This is a genomic window from Paenibacillus plantarum (genome assembly GCF_013141695.1).
Lineage (GTDB): Bacteria > Bacillota > Bacilli > Paenibacillales > NBRC-103111 > Paenibacillus_E > Paenibacillus_E plantarum.
Map to the genome: position 1 here is coordinate 15,986 of NZ_WHNY01000006.1, position 25,529 is coordinate 41,514.

Sequence of the window (25,529 nt, forward strand, 5' to 3'; positions counted from 1 at the left end):
TCACCACTCTTTTTGGTCTACTCAACATATTCCGTAAAATCAACATTCTCGATAATCCAACGCTTACGTGGATCTACTTTATCGCCCATCAACGTGGTCACACGTCGTTCTGCTTTCGCGGCATCTTCAATCTGTACTTGCAGCAACGTCCGGCTTTCAGGATTCATCGTTGTTTCCCATAGCTGATCCGGATTCATCTCGCCTAATCCTTTATAGCGCTGTAGCTCGGTATTTTTGCCGAGTTCTTTGACTACAACGTTTAATTGATCGTCCGTCCATGCATATTTGTGACCTCCGCCCTTCCCTTTCCTAGTCACTTTATAAAGAGGAGGTTGAGCGATGTAGACTTTCCCCGCATCAATCAACGGCTTCATATAGCGATAGAAGAAGGTCAACAGAAGGACCTGAATGTGTGCTCCGTCCGTATCGGCATCCGTCATAATAATAATCTTGCCGTAATTCGTCTCTTCTGATTCAAATTCAGAACCGACGCCTGCACCGATCGCAGCAATAATGGCTTTATATTCTTCATTTTTCATAATATCCAACAGTTTGGCTTTCTCGGGATTCATCGGCTTACCTTTGAGCGGCAAAATCGCTTGATGCTTTGAATCTCGACCTTGCTTCGCTGATCCACCAGCAGAATCACCTTCCACGATGAATAGCTCATTCCGTTGCAAATCCTTCGATTGCGCAGGTGTAAGCTTCCCATTCAGGTTCGAGCTCTCGCTCTTCCCTTTCTTGCCGCTGCGAATCTCTTCGCGTGCTTTACGGGCAGCTTCTCTCGCTCTGGATGCTTGTACGGCCTTTTTCAGCATCATTTGCGCGATTTGAGGGTTCTCTTCGAGGAAAACCGTCATTTTATCGGATACAACGGCGTCCACTGCACTACGTGCAATAGCACTTCCTAGTTGGTCCTTGGTTTGACCTACGAATTCGACATCGCCCATTTTGATATTGATGACAACCATCATACCTTCTCTGAGATCTGTCCCATCGAGGTTTTTATCCTTTTCCTTGAGAATGCCCCCTTTACGGGCATATTCATTCATCACACGCGTATAAGCAGTCTTAAAACCCGTCTCATGGGTTCCGCCGCCGCGAGTAGGAATCGAGTTAACGAAGGATGCAATCGTCTCCGTATAGCCATCATTGTATTGCAGAGCGACTTCAACTTCAATTTCATCCTTCTCCGAGGCAAAATGAATCACAGGATGCAGAACGGTCTTCTCTTCGTTCAGGAAGGCTACAAACTGGCTCGCACCGCCTTCATACTGAAACGAATCCACTTTATCAGTGCGTTCGTCTTTCAAATTGACTTGAAGACCCGAGTTAAGGAATGCAATTTCCTGCAAACGCTCAGCTAGTGTATCGTAATTGATCGTCGTTCCACCTTGAAAGACGCGCTTATCTGGTTTGAATGTTACTTTCGTCCCCGTGCGATTGGTGTTGCCGATAACCTCAAGTCCTGTTACAGGTTCACCAACATGTTCAATGCCTTTATCATCAACCCAATATTCAAAACGCATCTTATGCACTTTGCCATCGCGATTAATTTCTACTTCCAACCACTCTGAAAGCGCGTTAGTTACCGAAGCACCAACACCATGCAAGCCTCCAGATTTCTTATAGCCCGAACCACCGAATTTACCGCCTGCGTGGAGGATGGTAAATACGACTTGTGGCGTAGGAACACCAGTCTTATGCATGCCAGTTGGAATACCGCGGCCATTATCATGGACGGTAACCGATTGATCTTTATGTATCGTGACATTAATTTTGGAACAATGCTTAGCCAGATGCTCATCGACTGCATTATCTACGATTTCCCAGATCAGATGATGAAGACCTGAAGAACTGGTACTGCCAATGTACATCCCTGGTCTTTTACGAACAGCAACAAGCCCTTCCAGGACTTGAATATCGTCTGCTTCGTAATCTGTCGTGGGTGTCGGGGCTTTCCCTTTCGCAAATTCTAGCTGCTCAGCCATTGGAGCCCTCCTTTATCTATTTAATCTCTAATTTAATATATCTTTGCGCGAAAATACCGTAAACGAGACGATAAGCGCTACTACAGTCCATACGCTTAGAACACTAAGCGAGAACCCTAAATCCATACCTTGAATAGGTGGGATCCCTCCAGTTAAATACTTTGTCAGGTCCAAATTGACCATAAACAAATATTTAGCCGTTTCCCACGAGGAAACCATGTTCGATAAAATGGTTCCTGATATTAATACGGCAAGCATGACCCCCATACCTGCTGCGGTTGATCGAATTAGTACAGAAAGCATCAGCGACATGATCGCTACTACGATTGCTGTAAACCATACTAAGCCGAATTCCATCAAGAGAAAGAACCATTGATCCACGGCGCGAACACGACTAAAATCGACATCTGCCCCTGTCAACTGTATGCCTGTGAAGATCGGCATGTGCCATCCGTTGTAACCAAAAACAACGCCAGAAATCAAGTAACAAATCAATCCCGTCGACAAAACAGTCAGTGAGGTGAAGAAGATAACGGTAATTAATTTACTCAATAGGATTTTCCAACGCCTGACCGGTCTTGTCAACAATAATTTAATAGTCCCCGTAGAATGCTCGGATGATACGATATCTGCTGAAATGACCATAATAATCAATGGAATAAATAAACCTACGGCATTTTTCACAAATTCACGTGTAAATGTAACCGCATTCGGCGAACTTGGATTCACATCTTGATCCAGATAGTAGTTTGCAATCTGAATTTGAACGCGAAGTTGCTGCTTCCACTCATCTGGCGTTCGAGCGGAGCTAAGACGTTTTTCCCAGTCAGTCACTTTCTGACGCTGATCTGCCTTCCAATCCGAAGTACCAAATTGCTTCTGTGTATGTTGAGCAACTCGCATTTGAGCATAAGTGAACATGGGAATTAAAGCAAGAAGAATAAGTAGAATGACATAAAATCGCTTTTTCTTAATCATTTTGATCATTTCATTTTTAACTAAAGCATAGAGTCCTGTCAATTCATTCACCTTCTCCTACTCGATTCGTTCCCCTTCGGTTAGACGCAAGAACAAATCTTCAAGTGTTGGATTTTTGATTTCTACAGCATATAAACTAATTCCTTGTTCGATAAGGAGATGACTTAGCTTGGGAATGTCTTCTTGATTCATTTGTGTTGAAATCTGCCTAACCGTTGTTGGCAAGTTAGATAGGTTATCCGTGTCTACCGCAATGGCAGAACTCACAAACTCCGAAGATTGCAAGATGCGCTGCGCTTGTTCACTAGGTGAAACCGTCCATACCACCCTGCCGCCTTGCGCAATGAGTTCATCAACAGCACCAACTTGAATCACTTCACCATGACTAATAATCGCTACACGGTGACACATTTGCTGAAGTTCGCTTAGCAAGTGGCTGGAGACGAATAAACTAAGTCCATCTGCAGCTAATCGTTGTATAAACTCCCTCATTTCTTTGATCCCCTGGGGGTCAAGTCCATTTGTAGGCTCGTCCAGAATCAGTAAACTAGGTCGACCTAATAAAGCTTGTGCAATCCCTAAGCGTTGGCGCATGCCAAGTGAATAGGTACGTACTTTATCATGAATCCGCTGATCCATCGAGACAATTTCCACGACTTCCTTAATCCGGTTATCATCGACATCAGGCAGCATGCGGGCAAAATGCTCGAGATTTTCCCAACCTGTCAGATAGGAATAAAGCTCTGGATTTTCAACAATACAGCCCACTTTTCTCATCGCTTCGTCATGCTCTTTATGTACATCAAACCCACAAATTTGAATAGTCCCTTCCGTAGGACGAATCAAATCCACGAGCATACGAATTGTCGTTGTTTTGCCTGATCCATTAGGCCCAAGAAAACCAAATATTTCGCCAGCATAGACATCGAAAGAAATGCCTTTAATGATCTCTTTGTTTTTGATGCTTTTTTTAAGATTATTGACAGATAAAACGATTTTAGGCGTTGCTGCTATAGCCATAGCATGTCCTCCCTATTTTAAAATTTGGACGATCCGATCCGCAATTCGCTCATACCCATCCCCATTCGGATGAAAATGATCGGCAGATGATAAATATTTAATCAAATTTTGCTCAAATAGGTCGTAAGTAGGAACGATGAGCATCTGTGGATATTGATTTGTCAGTTTAAACACGCCATTATTCCAGCGTTGCACGGTTAAGGAACCCTGTCTCGATGGATCTAGATCAAGAAAAGGGTGATACAAACCGATATATAAGAGCGTTGCTTTCGGGTTCGCTTGATTGATGGACGAGATGATTTTTTCCATTTTGGCTAGTGCTGGGTCTACTCGTTTTTCTGCTGCTTCAGGATTAAATTCGGTCTGATTATCTCCTTTGAAGAGCCCATCCCCTCCAGCAAAAATATCATTTCCACCGATCGTAAGCAAAATGATATCTGCTTGCGCTAGTGCATCTTGTGTTTTCTTCAATGCTAAATCAGCAAGAAGCTGATCGCTTTTGTAGCCAGGAATTGCGAGGTTATTAAGCACAAAGACGGGTTTACCGACTGCTTTTTCCAGCTTTTCACGGACGCGTCCGACATAGCCTTTGCCCGTATTGTCGCCAGTTCCAGCAGTGAGTGAATCCCCCAGAGCGACAATTTGCAGCTTGCTGCTGCTTTCAATAATCGATGGTTTCGTAGGTGCTGGAGTAGCAAGTTGCAAATCTCCAGACGCTTTAGGAAACCATATTTGATTCGCTGCGTACGCAAAGCCAACAGCGAAAACAATCGTAGAAATTGACGCGGTTAAACCAATGGCACCCCAGATGAAGCGAGATGATTTCAATGCTGTCCCCTCCTGCGAATAATTGGCATATTTCCAATTTAAGAGTATAGCTTCTCGTCAAAATTTGCAAACATTGTACAGATTCGTCGGTTTTACAGGATGTGACATGAGCTTTAGACGCATGTCTGTGGGGTTCAGGGCGAATGAGGGGCCTTGGAGCTTTATACATCTGTTCGAATTTTTTCGATGATACACGCTAAATTAGATGTATGTTTTCCCAGCTATTGTGCCCAAGGTGCTCGATTATGCTATCAAAGCTAGCATTTTTAATTCAGTAAATCAGCCCACGAACTTTAATGACAGTTGATAAGGCAAAAAAGCAGCCTAACCCTTCAAGAGGTTGGCCGCTTCTTATGCTTTTATTTACTTTCAAGGTTTAACAATAATTTAGATTGAATATCGAGCTGTTTATCAATGGAAACAGGGTCACCAGGGAAGATCTCACTCGTATTCAATTGGTAAACATGATTATTTTTAACAGCAGGCAAGCTCTTCCAAACCGGGTTATCCGTCAATTCCTTCAATCGAGCTGAGCTATTCTCACCTGCGTTAGCCGTCAAGAAAATATAGTCTCCCGCATAATTCGGCAGCGTTTCTAACGAGATTTCTAGAAAACTTTCATTTTTGTCAAACATCTCTGTTTTAACCGATTTCGGCGGCGATAACTTAAGTGCTTCGTACAAATTGTAGCCGCCTCTACCGAAGTTTTTACCATATACAACGGTTTGTTTCGCCCACAGCTCCATAATGGAGAATGTTTTATCCGGACCTATGACTTTCGAAATCTGTTCACGGTATTGCGTTGCTTTCGCATTATATTTGCTGATCCATTGCTCTGCTTCTTCTTTTTTCCCTACAACATCCCCAATATCCCGTAATTGGCCAAGTACATCCTTCGAATCTGCATCTCCATAAGCCAATACAATGGTAGGTGCAATTTTCGCGATTTCATCATAGATTTTGGCTGCAGCGCCGCCATCTTGCAATATAATCAAATCCGGATTTAGCGTTAGAACTTTTTCCTTGGAAATCGGGCTTCCTACGTTTTCAACTCCAACAGCAAGCTCTTTCAAGAATGCAGCGTCAAACTGATAGGATGCAGCCCCTACTGGTTTTACGCCAAGTGCAAGTAAATGCCCCATGAATTGATCCACAACAATGCGTTTCGGATGTGTAGGGATCGTCACTTCATGTCCCAATTTATCTTTGTATACACGGGTTGCTGGCGCTGAAGCATTCGGTTTCACAGTACTTGCAGCAACCGCTGCAGGAGTACTCGCAATAGATTCTTCTTTTTTAGCCCCACAAGCTGTTAAAATGGATGAAAACAACAGTAATGATCCTAATACAGTGAAGATGAATTTCTTAGTAAACATCGGTAAAGCCTCCTAGGAATGCGACCCCTTGTGTCCGCCTCTTTTTTTGTAATAATGATTCTCATTATCATTAAAAGGAGTATAACCGATAAGTAGCCTAACTTGAAATAGACAATCGTGCTTTATTTTCATGTACTATTATGCCTTCACAATCGTTGCAACTTCATTCAGGAACCGTTCTTGCGTGTAAGCAGAATACTCAAACCATAGCCAAGGAGAGATACTTGTGACAGCCTGATTTCGAACCGCTTTGATTTCATTCCAAGCGTTCTTCTTCTTAAGTAGGTCCCAATTCTCTTGTGTGCTGAGCCCGTTCGTGAACATGACCATCAGTCTTTCGGCATCATAATCTGCTAATTGCTCCAGTGTAACAAGCGTATGCGAAGTCTTTGCTCCAATCCCCTTGGGCATTCGAATGTCTAAATCTTGATACAACACGCTAGCGATCGATCTCTCACCATATACATAGATGTGCTCCTCCGAAATGTGAACAATAAGGACAGCGTCATCCTTGAACACATCATTCACAAGATCTTTGACCTTGGCCGCTTTACGCGCATAGTCTTCGAGCCAAATCTCAGCAACATCTTCAATCCCTAGAAACTGTGCGATTAATCGCAAGTGTGTTCGCCAATCATTCGATAGCCATGGTACGAAAAAAGCCGGCGCCACTTCCTTCAATTTCTCCTGTTCCTTCACGGGGATGAAATGATCAATACCTAAGATGTAATCTGGCTTCGATGCTTGAAGCGCTTGCCGATTGAAGTCATAATCATGACTCAACGGCGTAATAACATCATATTGATATTTCCTGCGATACAGATCCGTCCAGTAATGATCCATCGGTGCTGCATAAGGAACAATTTTCAAAGCCAGTAGTTGACCAAGGTTCGGAAAACTGTACGCGGCTACTTTGCGTTGTTTATTTTTCATATATGTAGCCGGTGGAATACCTACTTGCTGTTTGAATTTTCGAATAAAGTAATATTCGTCTTGATAGCCAACCTGCTTTGCAATATCACGCAGCTTCAATTTAGGATTTTCCATTAGCACTTTTGCCTGGTTAATTCTAAGATCTGACAAATAATCCATGACACTTCGTCCATTCAATTGCTTGAAGCTGCGCATGTAATAATATCGACTCATGCCAGCCATCTCGGCTAATTCCTCAATAGTCATTGGAAGATGAGAGAATTGCTCCAAATAGTCCATGGTGCGCTTCACCGATTGATGACGATCCTCTTCTGGGTCAGATGCTTGTCCATCCTCCAGCATACGGCATAACAGGTCTTGAAAGGCCGCTTGTGAACGCATTCTACCTAATGCCTCAACAGATTGCCAATGTACCCAGATCATATAACATAGTTCGCTTATTGCTGATGCATCGGTTAGCCCAATCTCACCGTACAGCGGGAAATTGCTTCTCGCTCTTGTAATTTCTAGTATTGACTCCCTGTAGCCTATTTCGTCTATCGCATCGAATTGAAAGACATACAATCCCTTAGGATGTGCGGCTGCGATAGCTGCCTGCATAAGCTGGCCTGGTAAAAACACATAGGCGTGCCCGGGTATTAAGGTGGACATGTTCCCGTCCACAACGATTTTCACCTTCGAACTAATAGAAATCATAAGTACATGATGTTTCATGTAGTCAAGTTGGAGGCGCCAATTCTTCTGATCTAGGCACTCTACTTCTCGCAGCTTAAGCCACAGCCTATCGAGCTCCTTATAGCGAGCTTTCTTCACCTCTAAGTCTTCCATTTCCTCGTATGCACCACCATGCTGAATAAGTCATTCTACTCATTTTAAATGATAACCATTCTCAATGTCTATATGAACTTTCCTCCGCATCGCATAAAAAAGCTGCCCAACCACATTCAAGTGGCTAAGCAGCTCCTCTTCTTTATGTTTACACAGCATCCTGCAAAAATTTATACTGAGCTTGGATCAAACCGTAGTAGATCTTCTGTTCCTTCATGAGCTCGTCATGATTACCAATTTCCATCATGCGTCCGTGATCAAGCACGACGATTTTGTCCGCATTACGAATCGTTGATAGACGATGTGCCACGATAAAGGACGTACGACCTGCTAAGAGAGTCTTCAGTGCCTCTTGGATTTTGAGCTCCGTATCTGTGTCAATACTTGCTGTCGCTTCATCCAAAATGAGCACACGCGGATTAGCAAGCAGCGCTCTCGCGAATGAAATCAATTGGCGCTGCCCCATCGATAGAACGTTACCGCGTTCTTGCACCTCTGTATCGTACCCATTGGGCAACTTACTAATAAAATCATGCGCATGAACCGCTTTCGCTACCTGCTCGATCTCATCGTTTGTGGCGTCTAGACGGCCAAAGCGAATGTTATCGCGGATCGTGCCCGAGAAAATAAACGTATCTTGGAGCACGACACCAATTTGGGAGCGAAGACTATGAATCGTCACTTGACGGATGTCGTGACCATCAACTTCTACAACGCCCTCATTCGGGTCATAGAACCGGCAAAGCAAGTTCATGATCGTACTTTTTCCTGAACCTGTATGTCCCACTAGTGCGATAGATTGTCCAGCGGTTACATCCAAATTGATCCTGTTCAGCGCAGGACGTCCTGGCTCATACTCAAACACGAGATCTTTGAACTTCACATTTCCTTGTACATGAGGTAAATCCTTGGCACCTTCGATTTCGGAAACAGTTGGTTTCTCATCGATAAATTCAAAAATCCGCTCTGCAGAAGCCATCGCAATTAATAATTGTGAGTACATCTGCCCGAGTCTCGTAATTGGCTCCCAGAAGTACCCAATGTACGTTGCAAAAGCAACAAGCAAACCAATGGAAATTTCCCCCGTTTGAACCAAATGAGCACCTAACCAGAACAAGATGCAATACCCTATCGCGCCTGTTATTTCAATGAGTGGCCCAAAAGATTGATTCAACATGGATGCGCGGTTCCAGGATAACCGGTTGGTCATATTCATTTTCGTGAAAAATTGAATGTTCTCTTTCTCCTGTGTGTACGCCTGTGTGACACGAATTCCTTGAATACACTCATTTAAATGGGCATTTAAGCGGGATTGCTTCATCGTAACGTCCTGCCAGGAACGGCGAATTTTGGTCCTAAGCTTCGTCGATATGAAAAACATAATCGGAACTGTAACGATGATCGAAGCACCTAGTTTAAAGTTAAAAGATAACAAAATGATGATGATTCCTACCAGTTGTACAATATCGATCAATAAGTTGACGACACCGTTCGTAAATAAATCTTGTAACGAATTGACATAGTTCGTTACACGAACAAGTACGGATCCAGCTGGTCTTGTATCGAAGAACCGGAATGAAAGCTTTTGAATATGGCTAAAAAGGTCATGACGGAGGTCGTAGATTACGCGTTGCCCTATCATGTTCGTATATTTGATGCGGAAGGTGTTAGCAATCCATTGAATGAGATAAACACTGAGCATAATACCAACGATCAGGACGAGTAGGTTCTTATCTTTGGGTATAATGGCATTGTCAATCGCTTTACTGATGAGAAGTGGAACTGTCAATTTGGTAATCGCGCCCAGTAGCATCATGATGATGATAATCGGGAGCATTTGTTTACGATAAGGCTTCATATAACCAAACAAGCGTTTTAATTGGCCCCAGTCAAAAGGCTTTTCGATCAGTTCATCATCTTGATAAACGAAGCGATGCCCTGTTTGAGAATCTGGATTGGTTGAAGCTGCATCAGCTTGCTTCGATGTAGTACTCAATTTGCCAACCTTCTTTCTGGCTTAGCGATTGGATTTATTTTGGCTTCAACCGATTCCTGAGAACTACCTTCTTCACGGGCAACAGCAGCTTGGTTCTGTGCCGTTTGATTTTGCGGTCCATCCGCGTACTGAATGTCATACGTTTGACGGTATAGGCCATCTTGCTGTAAAAGTTCTTGATGCGTACCTCGTTGGATGACCCGCCCCTTATCAAGCACAATGATTTCATCCGCGTGCTTCAACGAAGAGATTCGATGAGCGATAATAAACGTCGTACGACCTGCCATAACTTCACCGAAACCAGCTTGAATCTCATGCTCAGTTTCCATATCAACCGCACTCGTAGCATCGTCTAGAACGAGAATTTTCGGATCTTTGATCAAGGCTCTTGCGATAGCAATCCGTTGCTTCTGACCACCCGAAAGGCCAAGACCTCGTTCACCAACTAGCGTGTCATATCCCTCTGGTAACTCTGAAATAAAATCATGCGCTTTCGCAAGCTTAGCTGCGCGGATAATCTCATCCATCGTTACATCCTTGCGACCATAAGCGATATTGTTACGAATTGTAGATGAAAATAAGAACGTTTCTTGGAAAACCGTTGAAATTTGGCTGCGGTAGCTTTCAAGTTGTAAGGAACGAATGTCCTTCCCATCCAGCATGACCTTACCTTCTTTCACGTTATAAGCTCTCATGAGTAGCGAAATCACGGTCGTCTTTCCAGACCCTGTGCTTCCTAAAAGCCCAATAACAGAGCCTGGTGGCGCATCCAAAGTAAAATCATATAGAGCCGGCTGTTTCTCTGGATAAGCGAAAGTTACATGATCAAATCGCACATGCCCATCAACCTTAGTAAGAGCTGCAGCATTTTCGCTATCTTTCACATGCATGTAATGATGTAGTACTTCTAGAATTTTCTCACCAGAAGCTTTCGTTTGCGTATAGTTATTAATTTGAAAACCAAGTCCCCACATAGGACCGATTATGTACCAAATGAGACTAAAGCAAGCTACCAATTCACCTAGTGAAATCGTCCCGTCAATAACCATGTAGCCGCCAGCGCCGAGTAAAATTACAACACTCAAGTTCGCTAGAATTTCCATGATCGGAAAATACTTCGCCCAAATCCCTGACGATCCAATATTCATGGTCTTGTAATCTTCATTACGTGCTGAGAACTTGGCAACCTCATGAGGTTCGCGAGCAAAAGATTTAACCGTCCGTACACCTGTAATATTTTCCTGTACAGCCGTCGTCATTGTGCTTAGGGACTGACGTACCATCCGGAAAGCCGGGTGAATTTTGCCTTCAAAGCGTACTGCCGTAAATGCCAGAAATGGCATTGTGATCATCGTAAGTAAAGCTAACTTCCAACTGATAGAGAACATCATGCCCATGCCGAAAACGAGCATTAACAATACATTCAGCATTTGTGCGAAGCCAAAACCAATAAATTGGCGAATCGCCTCCAGATCAGCTGTCAACCTGGACATGAGATCTCCTGTTCTAGCTTGATCATAATACTGGAAAGATAAATATTGCAGCTTTTGGTAAAGCGCATTCCGTAAGTGGAATGCAACACGGTTTCCTAAGCGTCCCCCGCATAAACCATGTAAGAACTGAAACATCCCTTTCGTAGAAACGACTAGAACAACGATCAGTGCCAGTCGAGGCACCAGGTCAAATTGCTTCTTGGTGATAACTTCGTCAATCAGATACCGAAGCAAATTGGGGTACACCAAGCCGAGCGCGGTAGCGATTGCAAGACATGCAATAGCTCCAAAAAACAGTTTTTTCTCTGGCCAAAAATATGGCTTCAGTTGCCTGAATACATCCACTTTGGGCCCTCCTTAAAAGGATAGATTTGAAACGCTTATAATGTGTGAACACTTTATGAATCTTAACACCATCACTATATGTGAGCAATTCGAGGATACTCGGATTTAAACGCTTAATTAGGCATAAATTCACAAAATCATGTAGTAATCCCCCCTATTCTTTTAAATCATCGGGATAACCGCCATTGAAAGCCCTTACATGAGCAATCCAAAAAAAGGGGCAACTAAGTTCCTCAGAACCTAGTCCCCCTTTTGTTAAATGGCTAAACAAATGCTTTCAACTGATGCTGTTTGGATATGAGTTCATCCAAATCAATCTTCATTTGGAGTGCATCACGAAGCCCTTCTGCATGCTCTTTGACCTGCTGTTCCATAATGAATTTCTGCTGGGCTAACCAATTTTCTAATTGGATGCCATACGCTTGTTCAAGCTCTGATGTTTGATTTTCAATAAAAGCAACAACCGGCGCATTGATCCGATTTTCCAATTCAGCCTTTAACTTACTTTTCCCATCACCTTCAAAAAATTGCTTGGCATTTTTGAAATAACTCTGAAGCAACTTCAAGTTCACTTCCGAAGCTTCAAGCTTCGTTGTCACTTCAGGCGTCGCAAACGCATTGGACTCATAGGCAGCCTTCTCAAAACCTTCTAACAGCAAGCTAAGCTCCTCGCCCCAGCGATTCATCCGTTTGGTGCTGATGAGATTCATGCGATTTTCTACACGCAGTGTAGTCGCAAGCACTTCTTGCGATAAATCATGGCCGATCATTCGCAACAGTTCATTCCATGCAAATTGGAGTGCAGCTTTCGGATCTTTGGCCTCATCACGGAACGTAGATGGATTGAAAGCGAAATTATAGAGCTCGCCAAACCGATACATCGTTCGTTGTTTGACGTAATACATCAATTCTTGAATTTCTTTTTTCAATTCCTTAAGCTCAGCATCATACCGTGTGTCATCTAGCAGATCTAAGCCCTGCTGTTCCGACTCGTCCAGCATAATGAGCTGTAGTCTACGTTCTTCCTCACCGGATTGTGCTCGCTCCAGCCACTTCTGCATCGTGCCAATGGCTCGGTGCAGCTCCAAATTAGCCGAATGAATCGCTACATCACTGAGCTCATTCAACGTAAACTGAACAAATTGCTGTTCGAATGGTTGAATGCCCGATTGTGCGACTAAACTATCGTTGCCATTGATTTTTCCTTCAGCTGCTAAATAACTGGAAATTGGATAAATACGAGGATGACGAATACCATGCTGCACCAAATTCGTTTCCACATGCTTTACAACACCTGCCAGCTCCTCTGAGCTTGCCGCCAAATCTGCTGCATTCACGATGAAGAACATTTTATCCATTTCAAAGCTATCCTTCACACGGCCAAGCTGGAGCAGGAACTCACGATCCGCCTGGGAAAAAGCATGATTATAATAAGTGACGAATAGGATGGCATCTGCATTTTTAATATAGTTAAAAGCGACACCCGTATGTCGAGCGTTAATGGAATCTGCCCCTGGTGTATCCACGAAAATGATACCTTGATCCGTCAGTGGGTTGGAGTAGTATAATTCAATAAATTCTACAAAGCAGGATTTATGTTCTTCCGCCACATAACCTGAGAATTCCTCTTTCGTGATCCGCAGTTCAGTCCCCAAATGACCTGAGGCTGCTTCCCAGCCTTTCTCAACGGCTTTCAGGAACGAAAAATGCGGTTTTCCTTTGGCTGTCACGTCAGCAGGTGAAAGCTGACTAATCCGCTTCAACGCGCTAGTCATATCGGTCGCCTCTACGCCAAGGATTTGAAGCGAGTACAGAACATCTTCCAAGATGGCGTCTGCCTTCTTCATCTTGACCTTAGCCGTGCCATGCGGCCAGCCTTCCGTTGGCGGCATGATCTTGTTGATCGCCGCCGTCGTCGGATTTGGCGACACTGGCAACACCCGTTCACCAATTAACGCATTGGCGAACGAAGACTTACCAGCGCTGAACGCGCCGAACAGCGCAATCGTGAACGTCCGCTGGCGCAGACGATCCGCTTTCTCGCGCATGGAGCGCGCGAGCGACCGCATCGACGGCAGCCCGTCGATGAGGCTCGAGGCCGCCTGCAAGTCAGCGGCCTTGCGCTCCATGCGCCTGCCGTGTTCACCCGTGGTGAACACGGATGACGGCACTGCGGACGGCTCCGTTGCCGCCACAGTGGCGGCCGCGTCCGTGCCTGCTGCAGCCGATGCTGTCGCCGCGGCTTGCAGGATCGTGCCCATGGAGGTCACGTGCAGGTTAGCCCCGCTCAGCGGGGCTGCTGCCGGCTCCTCCATGGCCGTGTACTGCTGCGCATCCGGCAGCGCCGGCGCAGAAGGTCTTTCCCAGCTGGCTATGCGCAGCAGCTGGGTCTCTGCCGCCGCCTCGGCTTCCTCGAGGCGGGCGAGCTCGCGGCAGGCGCTCAGCCGGCCGCTCAAGGCTTGCAGCTCAGCCGCTAGCGCAGCGGCGGCTGGGCGTGAGTTATCGCGGACCGAGGCCGCGATGATGTCAATCACCGCAAACGCCAGTTTGCGGTACTGCAGCTTCAGCTCCCCAGCTAGCTGCTTCATGTAGTTCAGCGTATACTCGCCGCCAAACGTCGCTCCTGTATTCACTTGTGAACCGATCAAAGCGCCAGTAACTTCAACCTTCAACGCTTCAATTTGTGCAATTAACGCAGCATCATGTTGACCTTGCTCGCTTGCGGCCTTTTTCAGCGCATCACGCAAATGCCAATCCAGCTGTGCTTCTACTTGCTCTGCCAAATCGGCCTGAAACGCGCTTAGCCGTTTCTCTTGCTCTGCAGCGGTCTTTGCTGCGCCCCCGAAAAATCCAACCTTAAATCCGGGCTTACGGCTATCCAGATAAGCATTCGCATAATCCCTTGTTAGCGAAGGCGTAATATTCGCATTCTCAATAATGGCGCCAACATCTTTACGAAGGTCTGTAATTAACAATTCAGGCAAGTTATTCAAGTTGTTTAGCTCATTTTGCTTTGTAACAGCCAATAATTGAACGTCCTCAACATCGCCTTCCTCGTTGATCGATTCCAGCAACTCCGCCTTCTGCGGTTCATGTTGCTCCGCCATCCATTTGCTGTGTTCGGCAGCCAGATAACGTGCTGAAGCATCAATGCTATAACTACGCAAGATATCGCCACGCTCGATAAGACGGCTCAGCAGCCACTGCAGCTTAGCATACTCATTATGTGGATGATCTGGCTCCTTCATCGTCACAAACAACAAATCATCCGGCTCAATGCCCCAATTTAAGAAGGCTTGCTTCGTTCCACTTTTGTACTGCTCGAAAGGAAGCTCCCACTCCTTATGTTTATCAATCATATTAACAACCAGATAGAGCGGTTTCCCCCACTCTTTCATTTTCTTCGTGAACGCTAAATTCACTTCAGATTGCACATGGTTATAATCCATGACATAGAACACCACATCAGCTAAATGCAAAGCAGACTCGGTTGATTGATGATGCGCATCATCTGTAGAATCAATGCCCGGAGTGTCAAGCAAGGCTGTATCTTCACCGAGAAAAGGAATAGGGTAAGTAATCTCAACCGTTTCGATATCCGTTCCGTTCACACAATAGGCCTCTAGCTCGCTTAGTGGAATGGTTGTCGTCTGCCCTTGTGGATTAACCTTCCCATCATGGCTGCGATGAGTGACATGCGCACCTGGCTGCCCATTACGAATACTAACAATATTAGCACTCGTTGGAATTGGACTTGATGGTAACAACGCTTGGCCACACAGCTGATTAATAAGTGTTGATTTTCCAGCAGAGAAATGCCCGCAGAACGCAATATTCATCCGTCCACTATCGAGCTTATCCAGCAATTGCCCCATTTTCGTGGCATTATCACCATCCCCTGCATGCCCCAGCACGTGCTGCATCTTCTTCAGTGCATCCGGCATGACCGTGATGCTTCCAGCTACTAATTGCGTCATTCGTTCATTCCGCTCCTCTATGAATTGTTCTTTATGACTACCTACCAGCTATACAGAAAAAAAATCTCCCAAAGGGAGATTCTGGACTTACGTGAGGGCGATTTTTTCTTTTTCCGGTAGGAAAATTTCAAAAACGTCACGATGTTGAAGAATCGTAATATCCGAATCCTTCACTTTCATCACAACAACCTCGGATTTTGTTTTCATTTTGTCTATGTAATTCTGAGGAACCTCACCTGATTCACTGACAGTTACACCTTCAATGACTTTTTCCTCATTATCGGCTAACGGTGTGTTGATAACTTGCTCATAAATATCGGAGAACAATTCGAAACTATTCGTATATACGGCGATGCATTTCATTTCAATCCCATCCTTTGTCAGCATTTCATTTGTTTGTAATAGTTTTCCTAGTTGGCTGTGGTTTCATACGCTTCTTCCCCTCACGGCATTTGTCCAAAAGAGGACAGAAAGTGCAGTTGGGGTTCTGTGCCTTACAGTGATATCGACCAAAGAAAATGAGTCGATGATGTGTTTGCGTCCATTCGTCTCGAGGAACTTTCTTCATTAACTTCTTTTCAACTTCCAGCACGGAATCATCCAAGCCTACAAGTCCTAATCGCTTAGAGACTCGTTCCACATGTGTGTCAACCGCAATCGCCGGCACTCCGAAAGCGTTCGATACAACGACATTTGCTGTCTTACGTCCAACACCTGGCAATTCAACCAATTGCTCATGCTTCTCAGGAATTTCACCACCGAACTTGTCCAGTAGCAATTGACACAGCTTATGAATATGACTAGCCTTGTTGCGAAATAGTCCAATCCTCCGAATATCTTGCTCCAATTCCTCTAACGGAACAGCCAAGTAGTCTTCAGGGCGTTTGTACTTCGCAAACAAGTCTTTAGTAACCTTATTCACGGTTTCATCTGTACACTGAGCCGATAGTAATACAGCAATCGTTAATTCAAATGGATTACTGTGGTTCAACTCACAATGCGCATCTGGATATAGCTCACCGATTGTATCCAGAATGTGTCTTACTGTCTTCTGTGTCATAGCTGATCTTCCTTAAGGTCGTAATATTCTCCAGTTTAGCGAATTGTAAGGTCATAATCAATCCTTGAAAGCGTCAAAATGCGAACATTTTCTAAAAAATAAACATTTTTTTTTGAAAATTAGTAAAAAACCGTCTGTTTGAGATGATTAGCTTCTCAAATACAGACGGTTGTCCTCTAACTTTTGTTCAAATTTCTATTTTTCAATCTCAACAATTTTATTGTCAAGGATATACAAATTCAATTGATCACCAGCTGCATAGGAGGTCAGCGGTACAACTGTGGAACCCGTATGGAAGTAGCCTCTCGGGAACAAATTGAACGCAGTCCGATCACCTGCACTAGTAGCTTTCATGTACACTTGGTTCAATGTAGAGCTATATTGATCAAACTCACGTTTAGAAGCAACAGCTACTTGGATAAGCAATTTATCATTGATATCCTTCATCAATTGAACGCGATCCCCCACTTTAATCGAAGAGAAGCTCAAGTCCGCACCACCATTCAACTTCACACTGTAACTGCTTCCTACATTAATGACTTGACTTTTCCCCGCAAAATCTTGAACAGTCAAGCTTGTCCCTGCAGCATTCACAGCGGTTACTTTACCACGAATCGGTGTTACTAACTCTGCCTTCGTGATCGCGAATCCTTTGAATGTTAATTTCACATAGTCATCAATCGCCAAGTCAGTGAACACTGCACTTGTACCGTCAGCTTTCACAAGGGAAACACCATCTAATGGGATTGTATAGTTCGTATTCGTGCCATCTATAACCGTAGCTTGTTTCAAGTTCGCATTGGTTAGAAGGGTTTTATATATCGTCGTGTTCGTTGTGACAATTTTAGTTACTGTCGTTTGATCATAACTAAGCAGAAGACTTACCTTATCTCCCACTTTCAAATCAGAAATCGTACTGTTCGGCTTATTTGCAACTTCAATGATAGGTGTATAGTTCAGTTTAAACGTCAAGCTTTGCCCACTATCTGTTTTCAACGTGACATCATTCGTCTGTAAATTCAATTGTGTCAATGCGCCGTCTAACTGAGTGGACATTTGAATGCTCAACACTTTTTTATTAGAAACCAGAACATCTACATATTTACCAGGAGTAAAAATACCATTAAAAGAGCTAAACGGCAATTTACTGCCATTAAACGTGATGGAGATACCATCATTTAAAATATAAGCATTTGGATTTCCAGCATTATCTGTAACTGTTAGAATTTTTGATGAGTCCTTATAATCAATGATTTTAGCAAAATATAAATTCTCAATGGATCGATTTATTACTGTAATCGTTGTAACCTTATTATTCAACACGTCTAGCTTTAATTGATCTCCTGCAGCCAAATCATAAATACTGCCGTTCGATAAACCATTAATAACAACGTTCGTATTATTACTCAACTCATAGGCATCGACTGTTTTACCTGAAGTTTTATTGATCAAAATCGTAGAATGATCGTCCGTGAATTGTTTGAACGTTCCTTCTACACTCGTTCCAACATCCGCTTGTTTTTTAACAACAATCTTAACAATTTCACTATTCTTGACCGTGTATTCAACCGTATCACCAACATGAATGGCATCCACACTAATTAACGTGTTGTCTGCGAGTGTCGCAACTAAGTTACTAGAGAAACCAAATGTCTCAGGCTCACCTGTTGCTGAACCAAGCAAAGTCAATTGCATCGCGTCTTTATTTAACGTTTGAATATCTCCAACCGCTGTTTTATTCACTGGAACTTGCTTCACAATGATGGACGTATATTTGTCACTGTCTACAAGTTGACTTTTACGAATTTGAATCGTGCTGCCCGAAACGATCTCACTTAAGCTAAGTCCTCGCCCATCGATATCGGTTACAGCAACATTCTGCGCCAAATCGTAGCTTTCGTAATCATCTAGAGTAGCTTTCATCGTTGTTAGATTTAGCTTTAACAACTGACCTTCGTGAATGTCCATGCGCAGTACATCACTTATAATTTCAACATAATACGCTGTTCCGTTTACTTGAACAATCGATACTTCATACGTTTCTTGCAATTCTTTCGATGAAATAGCAAGATCATTATGGTTTCCGAAAAATACCGTATTCGGCGAAATCTTATAAGTACTTGTATTTCCGTCTTTATCCATAAGACCAATACTGTCGCTCGTTAGGCTACTCAAATAGCCCTTCTTGGCACGCTCTGGCAAAGAAATCGAATCCTTTTGAGAACGACTTAGGAAAGCCGCCATTTGCGCACGAGTTACAGCGCCTTTCGGTTGAAAAGAACCATCCTCAAAACCATCTACAATTTTCAGTGCAACGGCTGCATTAATAAAACCTAATGCACTGCTGCTGATCTGTGTATTATCTGTGAATGATGTTGCCTTGCTGGAAAAGCTTTGTGCAAGAGATGCTTTGCCAATGGCGCGAATGACGACTTCAGCTACCCATTCTCTCGTTGCTTTTTGTTGTCCCCAATTGCCGACAATCTTCGAACCTTGGCTTCTCAATTTTTCTTGCTCTGTCGAAATTAAGCCCTTTTGCAGCGCGAGTGCCACATAGTTCCGTGCGTATTTATCCACTAACATGAAATCAGGAAATACGGTTTCAGTAGCCAATGTATCAACATCCGATTGCAGACCCATCATCCGTGTAGCCATAATGAGAACATCTTGTTGCGTTACTGAAGTTTCTGGTGAATAGATGCCATCTCCTACTCCCTCAATCACGCCTTCCAAAGCAAGCTTGGAAATATGACGAATCCCCCAATAGTTACTGCTTACATCGTTGAAAGATAAACGAACATTCGCGTTGGCGGTTGTCGTTGAAGTTGTTGAAGTATTCACGGGTGCTGCAAGGACTGGCGTGCCTGCTAGACTTGTGATGATCATTGAGCTTACGATAGCACTCGCCAATTTCTTATTTTTCATAATCAAAGTTAACTCCTCTTCAGTTCCTATTTAGTTAGGTCGTTTAATTGGATAAGGAAGCTCCAAATGTCCCATCAAACTATCTACTTGCTTACCATCTTTAAGTACATACAAGGTCTTTACTTCTGGGAATTGAAAAATCGTTTTCTTCAGTGCTTGTAAGAATAACTCTTCCCCTGGAGCACCTAATTGCGTTTTGGGACCGAATGACATATCCAGTTTCATTTCACCTTTGACAGCATCAAATTTCACACTTGTGAATTTCAAATCATCGAATAAGGGAATAGCCTTCGGATCATCACTTTTCTGAAGAGCTTTAAGAGCAGCCTCATAGACATCAGAGTCCTTCTCGACACTCACTGTGACCACTTTTTCTACGAGCTTCATTTCATCTTGGTCACTGTAATAAGCTTTTACCTGCAACTGCTTCTGAGGCGCAACTGTAGGTTTTGGTGTGATCGTTGGTGTGGAAGGTGTTGCAATTGGTGTAGAAGTTGCTTGCGGCGCTGTCGTAGCGGCACCTGATAATTGGATTTTCTGGCCACAAGCCGTAACAGACAATGTGATGGCACTTACAAGGAGCGCTCCTCGAACTAGGCGTCTTGTTTTGTTCATCTTATTCACTCCTTAGCGTTATGCCTAGACAGGCTAGCCTATTTTGATCCGCTTGATGGTCAACATGCTTACTTAAGGTTCAAATATTCCTTAATCGCGGCAACAAGTGAAGCAGCTAATTTGTCCTGGAATGCCTCTTTGTACATCGTAGATTCATCATTTTTATTGGACAGATAACCGACTTCAAGCAAGACTGCAGGCATACTAGTTTTGGTGATAACGCGGAAATCTGCTTGACGAACCTTTCGATCAGCAAACCCAGTAGCTGGAACAGCGTACTTATGAATTACGTTGGCGAAATCTAAGCTTTCTGGCCTGTTATAGTATGTTTCCGTTCCTGATACAGTTGCTTTGGCACTATTTCCGTGGATCGATAAAAATAAGTCTGCTGAAATATCATTGGCAAAAGAAACACGATCATCTAATGGAATAAAAGTATCATCAGAACGGGTCATCAGAACATGGATCCGCTTATCTTTCGCTAATAGTGCCTCTACCTTCTTCGCTGTTGCGAGTGTAAATTCCTTCTCATGCTTACCCGTAATGGAAAGTGCACCAGGATCGTTATCACCGTGACCAGCATCGATGACAACCGTTAATTTCCTCTCACCAATCGAAGCCTTCCATTGATTGGGAAGTTTAGACGTAATCGTCTGGTACTCCGCTGGCGCGTTCAAATCCAGAATAATTCGAACTGTAGCCGGATTATCGTTGAAATTTGAAAATCGCACTTTGGATACTAACGGCTGCTTGGATGGCAATTCTCCAGAGTTTTTAACCAGTAGCTTCTGCAGTGACTCATCCAATGTGGTGTTCGGGAAATCAAACACGAGACGCGAAGGATTCGATAAAGTTAAGACCTTCGGAGTTAGGCTTCCATCCTTTGCAATGACTGAAAATTCCGTTTCGGATAGTGAAATCGCAGTAATCACGTGAACAGACGGGTCAGGTGTGATTGTACCTGTACCTCCAGTTCCAGTTCCAGTACCGTTTCCTGTGTTTGTCCCGGTTGAAGGCTTTGTTACTGGAGGTTTGGTCTCTGGATTAGCTGTACCTCCATCTGGAACTACTTCTACAGGCCCCGTAACTGGTTTAGAATCCGTTTCAATATCTTTGAACATATGCACGGAGGAAGTAGCGCCATCCCACTTAAATTCAATACCCAATACTTCACCGATGAAACGCAGCGGAAGCATTGTTGAGCCATTTTCTATCTTAGGTCCTACTTCTAACGTTTCTTTTTTTCCATTAATGGTAGCTGTTACATTGTTTATCACGAGTTGGATATTGATTTTGTCCTTCACGATAGTAACTTTACTTGTAGCTTCGTCCCAGCTCACTTTTGCACCGATTTGTTCGACGATGATTCGAACGGGAACAATCGTATTATCATTCACAATTCGCGGCTGAACACCTTGGACTTCAAGTTGCTTCTCATTCATATAAAGCTTAATCGGCTTTGGCGCTTCAGCTCCAAAGGCGGTAGTTGGCAGCAGCAACAAACATGCGAGCAAAAACAAACAAAATGCAGGAAATTTCATCATTCACCTCTATGTAATGTCGGAATTGGGGGATTCGGGGGGATGTAGGAACGCAACCAATCAGCTAATTCTACGAAACTATCAGCTTCCATTATATTATAGCAAAATTAACCTATACCTGACAGCACAACCTCCTTTACTTCGACATTCTAGTAATCTATTAGACGAAGCAAATTGCCAAAAGTTGCAAGATTTATATATTAAACTTGAAAATAAAAACAAAAAAGACGTATCCCATTAGGGGATACGCCTTCTTGTATTTGCTTATTTGTAAGCTAAACGTTTTTGGTGTGCTTGCTCATATGCTGTGATTTTCGCTTCATGCTGAAGTGTCAATCCGATGTCATCCAAGCCTTGAAGCAAGAATTGACGACGGTGCTCATCCAAATCAAATTGGATTTCAAGACCGTACTCATCCGTCAGCTTTTTATTTTCTAGATCAACATTTAATTTGTATCCTTCATGCTTCGCAGTACGCTGGAACAAATCTTCAACTTGCTCTTCCGACAATTTGATTGGCAGAATGCTGTTTTTGAAACAGTTGTTGTAGAAAATATCTGCATAGGAAGGCGCGATGATAACGCGGAATCCGAAATCTTGAATCGCCCAAGGTGCGTGCTCACGGGATGAACCGCAACCGAAGTTCGCTCTGGAAATCAGAACGGAAGCTCCTTGGTAACGATCTTGATTTAATGGAAAATTCTCGATTACGTTACCTGCTTCATCCCATCTCCACTCGAAGAAAAGGAATTGTCCGAAGCCTGAACGCTCAATGCGTTTAAGAAATTGTTTAGGGATAATTGCATCTGTATCTACGTTTACACGATCAACAGGGCCTACAAGACCTGTATGTTGTTTGAAAGCTTCCATGTTCTCATTCTCCTTAAAGTTTTGCTACAGCAAAACTAGCATCTTAAACATTACATTCATTAGCCGAAATTAAGCTTGTTGATATTCTTTAATTTCCCAATCGCGAACGTCATAGAAATGACCTTTGATTGCTGCAGCAACAGCCATTGCTGGGGAAACAAGGTGTGTACGTCCGCCGCGGCCTTGACGACCTTCGAAGTTACGGTTGGATGTGGAAGCACAACGTTGTCCTGGTTGAAGTACGTCTGGGTTCATCGCCAAACACATACTGCAGCCCGCATCGCGCCATTCAAATCCTGCTGCGGAGAAAATTTTATCCAAGCCTTCTTTTTCAGCTTGAATTTTAACACGTCCAGAACCTGGAACAACGATTGCCGTTACACTTGGATCTACGGAGTAACCTTGCGCAATCTTAGCTGCTGCACGAAGATCTTCGATACGTCCATTGGTACAAGAACCGATGAAGACATAATCTACTTTCAGTTCTGTCATAGGTGTTCCTGGTGTTAAATCCATATATTCAAGCGCTTTTTCAGCAGCTTTACGTTCATTCTCTGTTTCGAAGCTTTGTGGATCTGGAACCAAGGAAGTAACGCTTGTTCCCATACCAGGGCTCGTACCCCAGGTTACTTGCGGGATCAATGTATCAGCGTCGAATTCCAATACCCAGTCATACGCAGCGCCTTCGTCAGTAACAAGATTCGTCCACTCTGCTACAGCTGCGTCGAAATCAGCACCTTGCGGTACATACTCACGACCACGCAGGTAGTTAAAAGTAGTAGCATCCGGAGCAATTAGACCAGCACGAGCTCCACCTTCAATGGACATGTTACACACAGTCATACGCTCTTCCATGGAAAGACCACGGATCGCTTCACCTGTGTACTCAATAACATAACCAGTTGCGAAGTCTGTTCCGTATTTTGCGATAACGCCAAGGATCAAATCCTTTGCTGTAACGCCTGGTTTTAAGTTTCCTGTGATACGAACTTCAAGGGATTTTGCTCTGGATTGTTGCAAAGTTTGTGTTGCCATTACGTGTTCAACTTCACTTGTACCAATACCGAAAGCAAGTGCGCCGAATGCGCCATGTGTCGAAGTATGGCTGTCGCCACAAACGATTGTTTTACCAGGGTGTGTAAGACCCAGTTCAGGTCCCATAACGTGAACGACACCTTGATCTAGGCTGTCCAAGTCAAAAAGTGTAACGCCGAAATCGCGGCAGTTTTGTGAAAGTGTATCGATTTGTTGCTTCGAAATTGGATCTGTAATATTGAAACGATCTTTCGTTGGTACGTTGTGGTCCATTGTTGCGAAAGTTAAGTCAGGACGACGAACTTTACGACCGGACAAACGAAGCCCTTCGAATGCTTGTGGTGAAGTTACTTCATGTACTAGATGCAAATCAATATAAATAACGCTAGGCTTGCCATCTTCCTGGTTAATAACGTGATTATCCCAAATCTTCTCGAACATTGTCTTTTTACTCATATCCAGTCACCTCTTGTCATTATCCGCATTAGTTTGCTAATGTCTTACCCTCATATAGTACTTTAGCACGGATCACGTCATAGTTCCAAGATATAATAACTATAAGCTTGATAGATTATTCCTATATTAAAAATTATGGTTGACATTTATATTGATAATGATTATCATTCTCCTAGCGACATCGAGTTGGCCATCGATTCACCAAATATTTGAATACATACAATCAGGGGGATTTTATTGTGCGAAACTTTATTAAACCAGTTACTTTTTCACTTTCACTCATGTTACTTTTCATTACCGCAGCTTGCGGAACTTCAACTGCTACACCAAGTCCAGCATCATCTGTTCAACCTGCAGCATCAGCAGTCGCTACACCTGCTGCAGATGCCGTGAAAACAATTACACATCCACTAGGAACTACTACAATTAAAGGTACACCGAAACGCATTGTTACATTAGAATGGGCTTATACCGAGGATGTTCTTGCACTAGGAGTTCAACCTGTTGGTCAAGCTGATACGAAAGGCTACATTAAATCGGTTAATATCAGCCCTGCACTTGATGCCTCCGTTGTTGATGTAGGTACTCGTCAAGAACCTAACCTAGAAACGATTACAGGTTTGAAACCCGATCTTATTATTACAAGCACTTTGCGTTCGAGCAAAAATTATGAAGCTCTTTCCAAAATTGCCCCAACGATCATATTTGAATCCTATCCAGCTGAAGGAAAAGGCGATCAATATGAAGGCATGTTAACGACATTCAAGACAATAGCAGATGTAATAGGTAAGAAAGCTGAAGGAGACAAAGTCATAGCTGATCTTGACAAAGCCTTAGCGGATACAAAAGCGAAATTAGCCGCTGCGAAAAAAGATGGCGCTGAATTTGCTTTAACACAAGCATTCAGTAATCAAAACAATGCGGATCTGCGTATGTTCACAGATAACTCCATGGTTGTACAAATTCTGCAACGTATCGGATTGAAAAATGTCTTCAAATCAAGCAAATTTGAACTTTACGGGTTCTCAACTGCTTCTGTTGAAGCTTTACCAGCGGTTCAAAATGCGAACTTCTTCTACATCGTTCAAGATACTGACAATGTATTTGAGAAACAATTGAAAGACAATGCTGTATGGAAAGGCCTTGCCTTTGTAAAAGAAAATAAAACATTCAAGTTGCCAGCCAATACTTGGACATTCGGTGGTCCATTATCAGCTAAAGTGTTCGCAGAGCTTGCTGCAACCGCATTAACCAAATGATCC

The 25,529-nt window shown here is 43.5% G+C and carries 17 protein-coding genes; 1 reads left to right on the forward strand and 16 read right to left on the reverse strand.

Annotated elements, in window-relative coordinates:
* Window positions 1-17: 17 nt before the first annotated feature.
* The 16 genes from parE to leuC form a co-directional block, all read right to left on the reverse strand.
* On the reverse strand, window positions 18-1,991 hold the full coding sequence (parE, locus tag GC096_RS02520; RefSeq protein ID WP_171628740.1) for a DNA topoisomerase IV subunit B: 1,974 nt from the start codon (window positions 1,989-1,991) through the stop codon (window positions 18-20).
* A 27-nt stretch (window positions 1,992-2,018) separates the two neighbouring features.
* Entirely contained in the window at window positions 2,019-3,011 is a 993-nt protein-coding gene (locus tag GC096_RS02525; RefSeq protein ID WP_171628870.1) for a DUF2705 family protein, read from the reverse strand.
* 15 nt (window positions 3,012-3,026) lie between these two features.
* Window positions 3,027-3,989 (reverse strand): ABC transporter ATP-binding protein, encoded by a 963-nt coding sequence (locus GC096_RS02530; protein ID WP_171628741.1) that lies wholly within the window; start codon window positions 3,987-3,989, stop codon window positions 3,027-3,029.
* A gap of 12 nt (window positions 3,990-4,001) precedes the next feature.
* Window positions 4,002-4,817, reverse strand: a complete 816-nt coding sequence (locus tag GC096_RS02535; RefSeq protein ID WP_171628742.1) for a GDSL-type esterase/lipase family protein — start codon at window positions 4,815-4,817, stop codon at window positions 4,002-4,004.
* 359 nt (window positions 4,818-5,176) lie between these two features.
* Window positions 5,177-6,193, reverse strand: coding sequence for an iron-hydroxamate ABC transporter substrate-binding protein (locus GC096_RS02540; RefSeq protein ID WP_171628743.1), 1,017 nt, complete (start codon window positions 6,191-6,193; stop codon window positions 5,177-5,179).
* Window positions 6,194-6,331: 138 nt separating this feature from the next.
* Window positions 6,332-7,954 (reverse strand): AraC family transcriptional regulator, encoded by a 1,623-nt coding sequence (locus GC096_RS02545; RefSeq protein WP_171628744.1) that lies wholly within the window; start codon window positions 7,952-7,954, stop codon window positions 6,332-6,334.
* A gap of 148 nt (window positions 7,955-8,102) precedes the next feature.
* A complete protein-coding gene (locus tag GC096_RS02550) occupies window positions 8,103-9,950 on the reverse strand; it encodes an ABC transporter ATP-binding protein (protein ID WP_246302538.1) in 1,848 nt (615 codons plus the stop codon).
* Window positions 9,947-11,788, reverse strand: coding sequence for an ABC transporter ATP-binding protein (locus tag GC096_RS02555; RefSeq protein ID WP_171628745.1), 1,842 nt, complete (start codon window positions 11,786-11,788; stop codon window positions 9,947-9,949). The genes GC096_RS02550 and GC096_RS02555 overlap by 4 nt, the downstream gene beginning before the upstream one ends.
* A gap of 263 nt (window positions 11,789-12,051) precedes the next feature.
* Window positions 12,052-15,765 (reverse strand): dynamin family protein, encoded by a 3,714-nt coding sequence (locus GC096_RS02560; RefSeq protein ID WP_171628746.1) that lies wholly within the window; start codon window positions 15,763-15,765, stop codon window positions 12,052-12,054.
* Window positions 15,766-15,852: 87 nt separating this feature from the next.
* On the reverse strand, window positions 15,853-16,128 hold the full coding sequence (locus GC096_RS02565) for a hypothetical protein (protein WP_028554377.1): 276 nt from the start codon (window positions 16,126-16,128) through the stop codon (window positions 15,853-15,855).
* Between the two features lie 25 nt (window positions 16,129-16,153).
* Complete coding sequence (gene nth, locus GC096_RS02570; protein WP_171628747.1) at window positions 16,154-16,825, reverse strand: endonuclease III; 672 nt, start codon at window positions 16,823-16,825, stop codon at window positions 16,154-16,156.
* Between the two features lie 195 nt (window positions 16,826-17,020).
* Window positions 17,021-19,750, reverse strand: a complete 2,730-nt coding sequence (locus GC096_RS02575; protein WP_171628748.1) for an S-layer homology domain-containing protein — start codon at window positions 19,748-19,750, stop codon at window positions 17,021-17,023.
* A gap of 30 nt (window positions 19,751-19,780) precedes the next feature.
* Window positions 19,781-20,365, reverse strand: a complete 585-nt coding sequence (locus GC096_RS02580; RefSeq protein WP_171628749.1) for a GerMN domain-containing protein — start codon at window positions 20,363-20,365, stop codon at window positions 19,781-19,783.
* A 68-nt stretch (window positions 20,366-20,433) separates the two neighbouring features.
* Window positions 20,434-21,909 carry an N-acetylmuramoyl-L-alanine amidase family protein gene (locus GC096_RS02585; RefSeq protein WP_171628750.1) on the reverse strand — a complete coding sequence of 492 codons (1,476 nt, stop codon included), beginning with the start codon at window positions 21,907-21,909 and terminating at the stop codon, window positions 20,434-20,436.
* Window positions 21,910-22,170: 261 nt separating this feature from the next.
* The gene (gene leuD / locus GC096_RS02590; RefSeq protein ID WP_028554372.1) at window positions 22,171-22,776 is read right to left on the reverse strand and encodes a 3-isopropylmalate dehydratase small subunit; all 606 of its coding nucleotides are present in this window, start codon (window positions 22,774-22,776) and stop codon (window positions 22,171-22,173) included.
* 69 nt (window positions 22,777-22,845) lie between these two features.
* Complete coding sequence (leuC, locus tag GC096_RS02595; protein WP_171628751.1) at window positions 22,846-24,267, reverse strand: 3-isopropylmalate dehydratase large subunit; 1,422 nt, start codon at window positions 24,265-24,267, stop codon at window positions 22,846-22,848.
* 239 nt (window positions 24,268-24,506) lie between these two features.
* Here leuC and GC096_RS02600 point away from each other — a divergent pair, with 239 nt between their 5' ends.
* The gene (locus GC096_RS02600; protein ID WP_312886169.1) at window positions 24,507-25,526 is read left to right on the forward strand and encodes an ABC transporter substrate-binding protein; all 1,020 of its coding nucleotides are present in this window, start codon (window positions 24,507-24,509) and stop codon (window positions 25,524-25,526) included.
* Window positions 25,527-25,529 lie beyond the last annotated feature (3 nt).

Bases quoted from the DNA above. Each gene is read 5' to 3' on its own strand.
- GC096_RS02575 (WP_171628748.1), bottom strand. From the start codon at position 19,750: ATGAAAAATAAGAAATTGGCGAGTGCTATCGTAAGCTCAATGATCATC.
- GC096_RS02530 (WP_171628741.1), bottom strand. From the start codon at position 3,989: ATGGCTATAGCAGCAACGCCTAAAATCGTTTTATCTGTCAATAATCTT.
- GC096_RS02580 (WP_171628749.1), bottom strand. From the start codon at position 20,365: ATGAACAAAACAAGACGCCTAGTTCGAGGAGCGCTCCTTGTAAGTGCC.
- leuD (WP_028554372.1), bottom strand. From the start codon at position 22,776: ATGGAAGCTTTCAAACAACATACAGGTCTTGTAGGCCCTGTTGATCGT.
- GC096_RS02545 (WP_171628744.1), bottom strand. From the start codon at position 7,954: ATGGAAGACTTAGAGGTGAAGAAAGCTCGCTATAAGGAGCTCGATAGG.
- GC096_RS02585 (WP_171628750.1), bottom strand. From the start codon at position 21,909: ATGATGAAATTTCCTGCATTTTGTTTGTTTTTGCTCGCATGTTTGTTG.
- GC096_RS02565 (WP_028554377.1), bottom strand. From the start codon at position 16,128: ATGAAATGCATCGCCGTATATACGAATAGTTTCGAATTGTTCTCCGAT.
- GC096_RS02540 (WP_171628743.1), bottom strand. From the start codon at position 6,193: ATGTTTACTAAGAAATTCATCTTCACTGTATTAGGATCATTACTGTTG.
- GC096_RS02560 (WP_171628746.1), bottom strand. From the start codon at position 15,765: ATGACGCAATTAGTAGCTGGAAGCATCACGGTCATGCCGGATGCACTG.
- leuC (WP_171628751.1), bottom strand. From the start codon at position 24,267: ATGAGTAAAAAGACAATGTTCGAGAAGATTTGGGATAATCACGTTATT.
- parE (WP_171628740.1), bottom strand. From the start codon at position 1,991: ATGGCTGAGCAGCTAGAATTTGCGAAAGGGAAAGCCCCGACACCCACG.
- nth (WP_171628747.1), bottom strand. From the start codon at position 16,825: ATGACACAGAAGACAGTAAGACACATTCTGGATACAATCGGTGAGCTA.